We start from the raw sequence: 12,947 nt of genomic DNA on the forward strand, positions 1-12,947 counted from the left end.
ACTTCTACGACCGGCACGACGTCGAGGGGGCGTACGCGGCATGAGTCTCGGAGACGACCACCAGTCCTCCGGCGGTTACGGCGGCACGGGTCAGACACGGACCCGGCTGCCGGACGGTGACGGCGAGGGGTACGGCGGCCCACGGCGCGGCGGCCGCTCGTCCTCGCGGAGCCTGGTCACGGTGGTCGGCGTCGTCGTCCTGCTCATCGCCGCGATCGCCTTCGCGAACCGTGGAGGAGGCGATTCCGCATCCTCCGACGACGCCGCCGCGGACAAGCCGAAGACCTCGGCAACGGCCCCCTCCGGAACCAAGCCGGTCCAGGCGGGCTTCGCCCACGACGAGCAGGGTGCGCAGAGCGCGGCTGCGAACTACGCGGTGGCTCTGGGTTCTGACGGCATGTTCGACGAGGCCAGACGGCACGCGATCGTAGACACCGTCTACGCGCCCGATGTCGCCGCTGCCCGGCAGGCGGATCTGGACGGCGCGTACTCGAGCCAGAAGTTCCTGGCGAACATCGGCCTGGACAAGAACGGCAAAGCACCGAGCGGTCAGACCTTTGTCTCGCGGGTGATCCCAGTGGGCACCAAAGCCACGGCGTCCACCGCCGACAAGGCCACTGTCGAGGTTTGGTACACCTCGCTCTTCGGACTCTCCGGTGGCGACTCGACCAACCCAGTGACCGAGAGTTGGTACACCACCACGTATCAGCTGACGTGGACCAATGACGACTGGAAGGTCACCGACTTCCAGCAGAAGGACGGACCGGTGCCGGTCGGGCGCGATCAGCGGGCTTCCACGGCCGACGACATGACGAAGGCCGTCGAGGAGTACGGAGGGTTCACGTATGCGCGCTAACCACCGCGTCCTCAAGGTCGCGGCAGCTGTCGCAGCACTACAGGCGTCGACGGTGCTGCTGGCCACCCGCGCGTTCGCCGCACCCACACCGGCTCCTACGGACACCGAGGATCCCTGCGATCTCATCCGCGGCCCCGCCAAGGACTACTGCGAACGAGGCGAAGGCGGCGGCTCCGGCGGAGGTGGTGGTGGGGGAACGCCCGACACCCTCCCCTCCTCCCTCGACCCCCTCTCCTCCCTCGCCAAGGGCTGTGCGGACGCCGCCGCGTGGACCGTCGACACGCTCAGTGACGCCGTGAAGAACACCGCGGACGTCGACTTCACGAACGGCACGTTCCTCAAGCAGTACGCCGTCGTGTTCGCGGCGTCGACGATCCTCACCCTGATCCTCTGGCTGCTGGCGGTCGCCAAGCGCGCCGTCCGGGGCGTGCCCCTCACCACCGCGCTCTCCGAAGCGGTCGGGTTCCTGTGGCTCACCGTGCTGGCGTCGGCCTTCACCCCGCTGATCCTCTACACGGTCGTGTCCGCCACCGACGCGGTGACCGACGTCCTGGCCAAGGGCACCGGGGACCAGACGGACACGTTCTTCGGCACGTTCTCCCAGGCGCTGGAGCAGGGTGACGACATCGGCGGCGGGCCGATCATGCTGATCCTGGTGTCGTTCGTGTCGATCGTCGCCGCCGGAGTCCTCTACCTGGAGCTGTATCTGCGGGCCGTCCTGCTCTACGTCGGCGCCCTGCTCGGTGTCGTCGTCTACGCCGGCCTCGTCGACAAGAACCTGTGGGGGCACGTCCGCCGCTGGGCGGGCATCATGATCGCCGTGATCATGGTCAAGCCCGTGATCGTCATCGTCCTGGGCCTCGCGGGCGCGCTGACCACGGAGGAGGGGCCCGACTCCGTCGCCGCGATCGTCTCCGGCCTCGCCATCATCCTGCTCGCGATCTTCGCCTCGGCGATGATCTACCGCTTCGTCCCCGGCTTCGGCGACGAGATCGCGAACGGCCGCAACAACCGCATCATGCAGGGCGCCGAGGGCAAGGCCGCCGCCGTGATGAGCTCCCCGGCGAACCTGGTCGCGCAGGGCATCAGAACCCACAGCACCCGCGGCAACGGCGACGGAGGAGGTGGCGGACAGTCCTCGTCCTCCGCCGCGGCCCGCCCCTCGAACCCCGCCTCCGGCGGAGTCGCCGCGCACAGTTCGCGGCCCTCGGACGGCGGCGGAAATGTCCCCTCCGCCGCACCCGCACCGCGCTCCGGCAGCCCGGTGAACACGCCCCACGCACGCAACACCCGCAACAGCGGCACCAAGAGCACAGGAGGTGACGGGCGTTGACGACCGAGTCCCACGTGTCCCATGCGGTCACGCCCCGCCGTACGTATCTGATCGGCCGCGCCCGGCCGAACGCGATCGTCGGCCGCAACCGCGAGAGCGGTGAGATCGCGCTGATCGTCGCGGGCGCGTTCCTCGGCATGATGTGCGGGCTCCTCGTCCCCGTCCTGACCCTGCGCATCGTGCTGCTCTGCGGCTTCCCGATGCTCGCGCTGGCCGCGGTCTACGTGCCGTACAACCACCGGACGTTCTACCGGTGGTTCGAGATCAACCGCAGCTACAAGCGGACGCTCCGCAACGGCACCACCTACCGTTCCGGCGCCACCGAGGCCGGCACCAGGCTCGACGGCCGGGAGATCGAGGTCGGTCCGCCGCCCGGCATCGGACGCATCTCCTGGCTGGCGGCGCCGTTCGGGCCGGACGAGATCGCCGTGCTGCTGCACGCCGACCGCAAGACCGTGACGGCCGCGATCGAGATCGAGGGGCCCGGCGTCGGCCTGCGCGACTCCGAGGACCAGGAAGCCCTCGTCGACCGCTTCGGCACCCTGCTCAAGCACGTGGCCAACGGCGACGGCTTCGTCACCCGCATCCAGATGCTCGCCCGTACCCTGCCGGCCGACCCCGACGCGCACGCCAAGGACGTCACCCAGCGCGGCGACGACAAGGCCCCGCCGTGGCTCCAGCAGTCGTACGACCAGCTCCAGTCGATGGTGTCCACCAGCAGCGAGCAGCACCGCGCGTATCTCATCGCCTGCATGCACTACAACCGCGAACTGGCCGCCGAAGCACACGCCATGGCCCGCGCCGCCCGGCCGCAGAGCGGACGCAAGCTGGACCGGGACGCCGGTCTCGCGGTCGTGATGGCGCGCGAGCTGACCGACATCTGCTCGCGCCTCCAGGAGGCCGACATCCGCGTACGCCAGCCGCTGGGCCAGGGCCGGCTCGCCTCCCTCATCCACGCCATGTACGACCCGGACCACCCCATCGACCACATCCAGGCGATGACCAAGCGCAACGCCTGGCCTGCCGAGCTGGACGCCATGGAGCCCACCTACCTCCAGGCCAAGACCCGCGAGTCCTCCACCCGCGCGCCCTGGTGCCACGCCACCGCCTGGGTCAAGGAGTGGCCGATGACCCCGGTCGGCGTGAACTTCCTCGCGCCGCTCCTCGTCCACACCCCCGACGTCATCCGCACCGTCGCCGTCACGATGGACCTCGAACCCACCGAGGTCGCCATCGAGCGCATGCTGACCGAGAAGACGAACGACGACGCCGAGGCCTCCCGCGCCGCCAAGATGAACCGGACCGTGGACCCGCGCGACATCGCCGCCCACGGCCGCCTCGACCAGCGCGGCGAGGACCTCGCCAGCGGCGCGGCCGGCGTCAACCTGGTCGGCTACATCACCGTGTCCTCCCGCTCCCCCGAGGCCCTGGCCCGCGACAAGCGGACGATAAGGGCGTCGGCCGGAAAGTCGTACCTGAAACTGGAGTGGTGCGACCGTGAGCACCATCGCGCCTTCGTGAACACTCTTCCGTTCGCCACCGGCATCCGAAGGTAGGGGCTGAGCCTGATGCGGGACCCGCTGTCCGTCCTCACCGACGCCTTCACGTCCTTCCTCTTCGGGAAGGTGGAGACGACCCGCCTCCCCGTCCGCACGTCCACCGGCCAGGCCCAGGCCGTCTACCTGCCGACGGCCGCGCCCGGCCTCGGCGACTCCGGCGTCATCATCGGCCGCGAGGTCTACTCCGGCAAGGGCTACATCTACGACCCCTTCCAGCTGTACGGACAGCAGCTCCCCGCCCCACACTGGCTGGTGCTCGGCGAGTCGGGCAACGGCAAGTCGGCCCTGGAGAAGACGTACGTCCTGCGTCAGCTCCGCTTCCGCGACCGCCAGGTCGTCGTCCTGGACGCCCAGGGCGAGGACGGTGTCGGCGAGTGGAACCTCATCGCCGAGGAGCTGGGCATAACTCCCATCCGGCTCGACCCGATGGCCGCCCTGGACCACGGCATCCGGCTCAACCCCCTGGACCCGGCGATCACGACGACCGGACAGCTGGCGCTCCTGAGGACGATCATCGAGGTCGCCATGGGGCACGGCCTGGACGAGCGCTCCGGCTTCGCCCTCAAGGTCGCGCACGCCTACGTCAACGAGACCATCGTCGAGCGCCAGCCCGTCCTCACCGACATCGTCGAGCGACTCCGCCACCCCGAGCCGGAGTCGGCCGAGGCGATGAACGTCGCCATAGACGACGTACGGGCCTGGGGCCTGGACGTGGCGCTGGTCCTGGACCGGCTCGTCGACGGTGACCTGCGCGGCATGTTCGACGGCCCGACGACGGTCGGCATCGACCTCGACGCCCCTCTCATCGTCTTCGACCTCTCCCACATCGACCGCAACTCCATCGCGATGCCGATCCTCATGGCCATCGTGGGGGTCTGGCTGGAGCACACCTGGATCCGCCCCGACCGGAAGAAGCGCATCTTCCTGGTCGAGGAGGCCTGGCACATCATCAACAGCCCGTTCGTGGCGCAGCTGTTCCAGCGGCTGCTGAAGTTCGGGCGCCGGCTGGGCCTGTCGTTCGTGGCGGTGGTGCACCACCTGTCGGACGTCGTCGACGGCGCGGCCGCCAGAGAGGCCGCGGCCATCCTCAAAATGGCCTCCACCCGCACCATCTACGCCCAGAAGGCCGACGAGGCACGGGCCACGGGACGCGTACTGGGCCTGCCACGCTGGGCGGTGGAGATCATCCCCTCACTGACCCCGGGCATCGCGGTGTGGGACGTCAACGGCAACGTGCAGGTGGTCAAACACCTGATCACCGAGACGGAACGCCCACTGGTCTTCACCGACCGCGCGATGACCGAGTCGTCCGCCGACTTCAACGACGACGCCCTGCGCGCCGCCGAACTGGAGGCGGAGGAACGGGCGGCGGCCTTCATGGAACAGCACATCGGCGACTCCTCCGAATCGACGGTGGCGTAGGACGACGGAGAGGCACCGGACGCATGAGACCGGACGACCGCCGCGACCAGCGGCCGGCCCAGGGCGGCATCCCCGACGGCCTGCTGGTCGGCCTGCTGGCCTTCATCCTCGGCATGACCCTGCTGGTGTGGACGGCGACCGGCCTGTCCGCCCTGTTCGCCCACGGCTCCTGGCCCGCCGGCGTCAGCTTCACCGGCACCCCGCTGGCCATGCGCCACCTGATCGCCGAGCCCCACGACATCCCCGGCGCCTGGCCGGACACCCCGCAGACGGCACTCTCCGGGTACGGGCTGTTCTGGGGGCTGTTCATCGGCCAGCTGATGGTGCTGGTCGTCCTCACCGTGTTCGTGATGGGCACGGTGGCCCGGTGGCGGGCGGTACGGCAGCGACGGCACACGGAGCCGACACCGACGCCGGCACCCGCACCGGCACCGGCACCGGCGGCGCGGGAGACACCGGCCCCGGAGGCACCGGCCCCGGAGGCACCGGTGCACGAGGTACCCGTCCCCAGGGCGCCGCAACAGAACCCGGCTCCGGAAACCGAGCCCTCAGCCTCTGCGGCCAACGGCAAGCGGGTGAGCGGTTGGGAAGCCAACCGCGCCGAAGGCGCCGTGCACTACGCCCCCAGGGAGAGCCGCCACTCCACCGCAGCCGAGGCCCTGCGGGACGCGGAGGGCGCCGCCCTCGTCATCACCTCCAACCCGGCCCTCTGGTCGGACACCAAGGACGCCCGCGCGAAACTCGGCCCCGCCCACCTCTACGACCCGAACCACCTCTGCGACACCCCCGCCCGCTTCCACTGGTCCCCCACCGCGGGCTGCGAGGACAGGCAGACGGCCACGAACAGGGCGGCCGCCCTCCTCGCCCCGGTCCGCCCCACCGCCCGGCTCGACCAGGCGCTCGGCGACACCGCCGAGCTGCTGCTGCGCAGTTACCTGCACGCCGCCGCCATCGACGGCCGCACCATCCGCCACGTCCACCGCTGGTCCCAGGGCCTCCAGATCCAGGACGCCGTCCGGATCCTGCGTACCCACCCCAAGGCCGCCCCAGGGTCCGCGGGCGAACTCGAAGGGTCCCTCACCGCCCACCCCGAACGCCGGGACATGGCCCAGCAGCTGACCGCGAGAGCCCTCGCCGCCCTCTCCACGGTCAATATCCGCGAGGCGTGCACTCCCAACCGAACTGATGCCCTCGCCTTGGATTCCTTCGTGCACGAACAGGGAACCCTTTACGTGGTGGGTGAATCCATTGAGGATCCCCGCACGAGCCCGGGCGCGATGCCGCTGCTCACGGCGCTCGTCTCCAGCGTGGTCGAGCGCGGCCGGCGCATGGCCGAACGGTCATCCTCCGGTCGCCTCGACCCACCAATGACCCTCGTCCTGGACGATGTCGCGGCCGTGGCCCCGCTCCCTCAACTCCCGGAGCTGCTGGCCACCGGGACGGACGTGGGCATGCCGACCCTGGCCCTGCTCCGCTCCCGCGAACAGGGCCGGGCCCGCTGGCCCCACGACGAACTGCCGGTCTAGAGCGCGAAGACCGCTTCAGCGCTCGAGCACGTACTCCAACTCGTAGTCCCCGGGCCCGCCCACCAACGGCACCGTCCGCCCGCTCGGCGCGAACCCCGCCTTGCGGTAGGCCCCCTGCGCCCGCACGTTGTCCGGATGCACGATGAGCCGCATCCGCTCCACCCCGTTCGCCCATGCCCACTCGAGACCGGCGTCGAACAGCGCCTTGGTCAGCCCGCTGCCCCGCCACTCGGACCGTACGAACACACCGACGACGTGCCCCTGCCGCCGCTCCACCGGAAACCCGGCCCAGTCCGTCGTCCCGGCCTCCTCCACCAGCACGGTCAACGTGCCGAGCCACAGCCCGCCGGGCCCCTCGGCGACGATCTGATGCGCCCCTGAGGCCCCCTCGGCGCCCCCGGCCGCCCGCTCCTGCCAGAAGGAGTCCGGCCGCGCCGCCGCGTCCTCGTACGTCTCCAGGTACGCGAGATCCGCGACCGGGTCCCGCAGCGCGCGCAGCCGCAGCTCCTTCACGGCGGGCCACTCGTCGGCGCGTATGGAGCGGATCACGTAGTCACCGGGGACCGAGGCACTCATGGCGGCCACCGTAATACCCGGGTACTACGCCTCTCACCTCATATACGGCCCCCGGAGGGACGCCCACCGGCCCCGGAACCCCGACCATGGTCGGATGGACCACGTGGACCCCGCACAGCCCCTGCCGGAAGACAGGGCGGCCGAACCCCTCACCGAGTACGTCCAGCGCGTCAACCGTCGGGTCCGCGCCTTCGACCGCCGCCGTCCACTCGTGTGGGACCTGCACCTCACCGGCTTCTGGGTGCTGGCCGCCCTGATCGACGCCTCCGGCGGCTGGCGCAACGTCGCCCACGACCCCGGCGTTCCCGTCGGCCTCGTCATCGCGCTCAGCCTCGCCCTCTCCGTGCCCCTCCTCTGGCGCCGCAGCCACCCCCGGGCCGCCCTGATCGTCACGCTGCCCGCGGCCCTGGCGAGCGCCTATTCGGGAGCCGCCCTCCAAGCCGCGCTGCTCCAGCTCCTCCTCGTCCACCACATCGCCCTGCGCCTGCCGCTGCGCAACCTCTGGTGGGCGGTGGCCCTGGCGACCGCCCCGACCTGTGTCACGGTCGTCCGCTACGGGGACGGCGCGGGCTCCTGGAACCAGCAGCTCGGCTCGCAGCTCGTCTCCATCGGCGTGGCCGCCCTCATCGGCATCACCGTACGCACCCGGCGCGACTACACCGAGGCCCTGGAGGACCGCGCCCGCCGCCTGGAGACCGAACGCGACCAGCAGGTCCGGCTCGCGGCGGCCGCCGAACGCGCGCGCATAGCCCGGGAGATGCACGACATCATCGGCCACAACCTCTCCGTCATCACCGGCCTCGCCGACGGCGGCCGCTACGCCGCCGCCAAGTCCCCCGACCGCGCCACGCAGGCCCTCGACGCCATCGGTACCACCAGCCGCCAGGCCCTCGGCGAACTCCGCCGTCTCCTCGACGTCCTGCGCGACGACGACCAGGACGCCGCCGGCAAGGCCGAACTGGCCCCCCAGCCCGCCCTCACCGACCTCGACCGCCTCCTCGACGGCGTCCGCCAGGCCGGCCTCCCCGTCCGTACGAGCGTCAAGGGCAAGGCCGCCCTCCCCGAGGGCCGCCAGCTCACCCTCTACCGCGTCATCCAGGAAGCCCTCACCAACACCCTCAAGCACGCCGGCCCCGACGCCACCGCCCACATCGACCTCTCCTACGAGGCGGGCGGCGCCGTCACCCTCACCGTCAGCGACACCGGACGGGCGGCCCCGTCCCCCGCCCTCACCGGCGGCCGCGGCCTGCCCGGGATGCGCGAGCGAACGTCCCTGTACGGGGGCACACTTGAGGCCGGTCCACGTCCGGCCCCCGAGCGGGGCTGGCGCGTCCGTCTGCACCTACCGGAGGAACCCCCGCAGTGACCACCGTCCTCATAGCCGACGACCAGCCCCTCCAGCGCTTCGGCTTCCGGATGCTCCTGGAGAGCCAGGACGACATGACGGTCGTCGGCGAGGCCGTCAACGGCGCCGAAGCCGCCCGGATGACGGCCGAACTCCACCCCGACGTCGTCCTCATGGACGTCCGGATGCCCGGTCTGGACGGCATCGAGGCGACCCGTCGCATCGTCGCGGACGGGGGCCGCACCCGCGTCCTCATCCTCACGACCTTCGACCTCGACGAGTACGCCTACGCCGGCCTGCGCGCCGGTGCCTCCGGATTCCTCGTCAAGGACGCCCAGCCGGAGGAACTGCTCTCCGGCATCCGCGCGGTGGCCACGGGCGACGCGGTGGTGGCCCCGAGCCTCACCCGCCGCCTCCTCGACGCCTACGTCCACCATCTGCCGGCCGCCACCGGGCCGGACAACTCCCCCGACGCTCCCGATCCGCGCCTGTCCTCGCTCACCGACCGGGAGACCGAGATCCTCCGGGTCATGGGCCAGGGCTGGACCAACACGGAGATGGCGGAGCGCCTCCACCTCGCCGAGTCGACGGTCAAGACCCACGTGGGCCGCATCCTGGCCAAGACGGGCTCGAGGGACCGCGTCCAGGCGGTGATCCTGGCGTACGACACGAAGTTGGTGGGGTAGAACGCAGAAAACCCCGCACCGTTCCCGGTGCGGGGTTTTCTCGCAATGATTGTTCGGCGGCGTCCTACTCTCCCACAGGGTCCCCCCTGCAGTACCATCGGCGCTGTAAGGCTTAGCTTCCGGGTTCGAAATGTAACCGGGCGTTTCCCCTACGCTATGACCACCGAAACACTATGAAACTCTCAACCGCACCATGTGTGGCACATGGGGTTGTTCGTGGTTTCAGAACCAACACAGTGGACGCGAGCAACTGAGGACAAGCCCTCGGCCTATTAGTACCGGTCACCTCCACACCTCACGGTGCTTCCAGATCCGGCCTATCAACCCAGTCGTCTACTGGGAGCCTTAACCCCTCAAAGGGGGTGGGAGTCCTCATCTCGAAGCAGGCTTCCCGCTTAGATGCTTTCAGCGGTTATCCCTCCCGAACGTAGCCAACCAGCCATGCCCTTGGCAGGACAACTGGCACACCAGAGGTTCGTCCGTCCCGGTCCTCTCGTACTAGGGACAGCCCTTCTCAAGACTCCTACGCGCACAGCGGATAGGGACCGAACTGTCTCACGACGTTCTAAACCCAGCTCGCGTACCGCTTTAATGGGCGAACAGCCCAACCCTTGGGACCGACTCCAGCCCCAGGATGCGACGAGCCGACATCGAGGTGCCAAACCATCCCGTCGATATGGACTCTTGGGGAAGATCAGCCTGTTATCCCCGGGGTACCTTTTATCCGTTGAGCGACGGCGCTTCCACAAGCCACCGCCGGATCACTAGTCCCGACTTTCGTCCCTGCTCGACCCGTCGGTCTCACAGTCAAGCTCCCTTGTGCACTTACACTCAACACCTGATTGCCAACCAGGCTGAGGGAACCTTTGGGCGCCTCCGTTACTCTTTAGGAGGCAACCGCCCCAGTTAAACTACCCATCAGACACTGTCCCTGATCCGGATCACGGACCCAGGTTAGACATCCAGCACGACCAGACTGGTATTTCAACGACGACTCCACCCACACTGGCGTGCGAGCTTCAAAGTCTCCCAGCTATCCTACACAAGCCGAACCGAACACCAATATCAAACTGTAGTAAAGGTCCCGGGGTCTTTCCGTCCTGCTGCGCGAAACGAGCATCTTTACTCGTAGTGCAATTTCACCGGGCCTATGGTTGAGACAGTCGAGAAGTCGTTACGCCATTCGTGCAGGTCGGAACTTACCCGACAAGGAATTTCGCTACCTTAGGATGGTTATAGTTACCACCGCCGTTTACTGGCGCTTAAGTTCTCAGCTTCGCCACACCGAAATGTGACTAACCGGTCCCCTTAACGTTCCAGCACCGGGCAGGCGTCAGTCCGTATACATCGCCTTACGGCTTCGCACGGACCTGTGTTTTTAGTAAACAGTCGCTTCTCGCTGGTCTCTGCGGCCACCCCCAGCTCAGAGTGTAAAACTCGTCACCGAGTGTGGCCCCCCTTCTCCCGAAGTTACGGGGGCATTTTGCCGAGTTCCTTAACCATAGTTCACCCGAACGCCTCGGTATTCTCTACCTGACCACCTGAGTCGGTTTAGGGTACGGGCCGCCATGAAACTCGCTAGAGGCTTTTCTCGACAGCATAGGATCATCCACTTCACCACAATCGGCTCGGCATCAGGTCTCACCCACATGCCATCCGGATTTACCTGGATGACGGGCTACACCCTTACCCCGGGACAACCACCGCCCGGGATGGACTACCTTCCTGCGTCACCCCATCACTCACCTACTGCAAGTCTGGTTCGCCGGCTCCACCACTTTCCTTTCCCCGAAGGGTCCGGAACGGCTTCACGGACTTAGCATCGCCTGGTTCGATGTTTGACGCTTCACAGCGGGTACCGGAATATCAACCGGTTATCCATCGACTACGCCTGTCGGCCTCGCCTTAGGTCCCGACTTACCCTGGGCAGATCAGCTTGACCCAGGAACCCTTAGTCAATCGGCGCAAACGTTTCTCACGTTTGTATCGCTACTCATGCCTGCATTCTCACTCGTGAACCGTCCACAACTCGCTTCCGCGGCTGCTTCACCCGGCACACGACGCTCCCCTACCCATCACAGCCGGCGTTGGCCGTATTGCTGCAATGACACGACTTCGGCGGTACGCTTGAGCCCCGCTACATTGTCGGCGCGGAATCACTAGACCAGTGAGCTATTACGCACTCTTTCAAGGGTGGCTGCTTCTAAGCCAACCTCCTGGTTGTCTGTGCGACTCCACATCCTTTCCCACTTAGCGTACGCTTAGGGGCCTTAGTCGATGCTCTGGGCTGTTTCCCTCTCGACCATGGAGCTTATCCCCCACAGTCTCACTGCCGCGCTCTCACTTACCGGCATTCGGAGTTTGGCTAAGGTCAGTAACCCGGTAGGGCCCATCGCCTATCCAGTGCTCTACCTCCGGCAAGAAACACACGACGCTGCACCTAAATGCATTTCGGGGAGAACCAGCTATCACGGAGTTTGATTGGCCTTTCACCCCTAACCACAGGTCATCCCCCAGGTTTTCAACCCTGGTGGGTTCGGTCCTCCACGACCTCTTACAGCCGCTTCAACCTGCCCATGGCTAGATCACTCCGCTTCGGGTCTTGAGCGTGCTACTCAAACGCCCTATTAGGACTCGCTTTCGCTACGGCTTCCCCACCCGGGTTAACCTCGCAACACACCGCAAACTCGCAGGCTCATTCTTCAAAAGGCACGCAGTCACGAGACAAAGAGCAAGCTCTCCGTCCGACGCTCCCACGGCTTGTAGGCACACGGTTTCAGGTACTATTTCACTCCGCTCCCGCGGTACTTTTCACCATTCCCTCACGGTACTATCCGCTATCGGTCACCAGGGAATATTTAGGCTTAGCGGGTGGTCCCGCCAGATTCACACGGGATTTCTCGGGCCCCGTGCTACTTGGGTGTCTCTCAAACGAGCCGCTGATGTTTCGACTACGGGGGTCTTACCCTCTACGCCGGACCTTTCGCATGTCCTTCGCCTACATCAACGGTTTCTGACTCGCCTCACAGCCGGCAGACTGTGAAAGAGAGATCCCACAACCCCGCACACGCAACCCCTGCCGGGTCTCACACGTATACGGTTTGGCCTCATCCGGTTTCGCTCGCCACTACTCCCGGAATCACGGTTGTTTTCTCTTCCTGCGGGTACTGAGATGTTTCACTTCCCCGCGTTCCCTCCACACTGCCTATGTGTTCAGCAGCGGGTGACAGCCCATGACGACTGCCGGGTTTCCCCATTCGGAAACCCCCGGATCAAAGCCTGGTTGACGACTCCCCGGGGACTATCGTGGCCTCCCACGTCCTTCATCGGTTCCTGGTGCCAAGGCATCCACCGTGCGCCCTTAAAAACTTGGCCACAGATGCTCGCGTCCACTGTGCAGTTCTCAAACAACGACCAACCACCCATCACCCTGCCCTCACAGGCAAGTTCACTGGGGCCGGCAACTGAAGGAAAATCATTCCCTCAGATACCCAACAGCGTGCCCGACACCCCTGCCCCTCCCCCACTCGTGTTCCACGCCGAAGCAGTACTAACGAGAAGATCAGGTCAAGTGTGCCGAGTAGTCAACGTTCCACCCATGAGCAACCGTGCAGGACATTTGCCTGCAGTCGGCTATTGCTCCT

8 protein-coding genes and 2 rRNA genes are annotated in these 12,947 nt (G+C 67.2%); 7 read left to right on the forward strand and 3 right to left on the reverse strand.

Translation table 11 applies throughout. From position 1 onward, the window contains the following. Window positions 1–40 precede the first annotated feature (40 nt). From ACGH7X_RS18285 to ACGH7X_RS18305, 5 genes are read left to right on the forward strand one after another with little or no spacing between them, the layout of a single operon-like run. On the forward strand, window positions 41–856 hold the full coding sequence (locus tag ACGH7X_RS18285) for a hypothetical protein (RefSeq protein ID WP_399886419.1): 816 nt from the start codon (window positions 41–43) through the stop codon (window positions 854–856). Then, the gene (locus ACGH7X_RS18290) at window positions 846–2,189 is read left to right on the forward strand and encodes a hypothetical protein (RefSeq protein WP_399886420.1); all 1,344 of its coding nucleotides are present in this window, start codon (window positions 846–848) and stop codon (window positions 2,187–2,189) included. The genes ACGH7X_RS18285 and ACGH7X_RS18290 overlap by 11 nt, the downstream gene beginning before the upstream one ends. Further along, entirely contained in the window at window positions 2,186–3,745 is a 1,560-nt protein-coding gene (locus tag ACGH7X_RS18295; RefSeq protein WP_399886422.1) for an SCO6880 family protein, read from the forward strand. The genes ACGH7X_RS18290 and ACGH7X_RS18295 overlap by 4 nt, the downstream gene beginning before the upstream one ends. Window positions 3,746–3,757: 12 nt before the next feature. After that, entirely contained in the window at window positions 3,758–5,170 is a 1,413-nt protein-coding gene (locus ACGH7X_RS18300) for an ATP-binding protein (protein ID WP_399886423.1), read from the forward strand. 23 nt (window positions 5,171–5,193) lie between these two features. Then, on the forward strand, window positions 5,194–6,696 hold the full coding sequence (locus ACGH7X_RS18305; RefSeq protein WP_399886424.1) for a type IV secretory system conjugative DNA transfer family protein: 1,503 nt from the start codon (window positions 5,194–5,196) through the stop codon (window positions 6,694–6,696). Between the two features lie 15 nt (window positions 6,697–6,711). Here the strand turns inward: ACGH7X_RS18305 and ACGH7X_RS18310 are convergent, their stop codons facing one another. Further along, on the reverse strand, window positions 6,712–7,272 hold the full coding sequence (locus ACGH7X_RS18310) for a GNAT family N-acetyltransferase (RefSeq protein ID WP_399886425.1): 561 nt from the start codon (window positions 7,270–7,272) through the stop codon (window positions 6,712–6,714). Between the two features lie 94 nt (window positions 7,273–7,366). On the opposite strand from ACGH7X_RS18310, the gene ACGH7X_RS18315 reads away from it, so the two are divergent. After that, window positions 7,367–8,638 (forward strand): sensor histidine kinase, encoded by a 1,272-nt coding sequence (locus ACGH7X_RS18315; RefSeq protein ID WP_399886427.1) that lies wholly within the window; start codon window positions 7,367–7,369, stop codon window positions 8,636–8,638. Beyond that, entirely contained in the window at window positions 8,635–9,303 is a 669-nt protein-coding gene (locus ACGH7X_RS18320) for a response regulator (RefSeq protein WP_399886428.1), read from the forward strand. Before ACGH7X_RS18315 ends, ACGH7X_RS18320 begins: the two co-directional genes overlap by 4 nt. 51 nt (window positions 9,304–9,354) lie before the next feature. Here the strand turns inward: ACGH7X_RS18320 and rrf are convergent. Together rrf and ACGH7X_RS18330 are read right to left on the reverse strand one after the other, a co-directional pair. Further along, window positions 9,355–9,471 (reverse strand): 5S ribosomal RNA (rrf, locus tag ACGH7X_RS18325). Between the two features lie 84 nt (window positions 9,472–9,555). Then, a 23S ribosomal RNA gene (locus ACGH7X_RS18330) occupies window positions 9,556–12,678 on the reverse strand. Window positions 12,679–12,947: the final 269 nt, after the last annotated feature.

The organism is Streptomyces sp. BBFR51, from assembly GCF_044591655.1.
Lineage (GTDB): Bacteria > Actinomycetota > Actinomycetes > Streptomycetales > Streptomycetaceae > Streptomyces.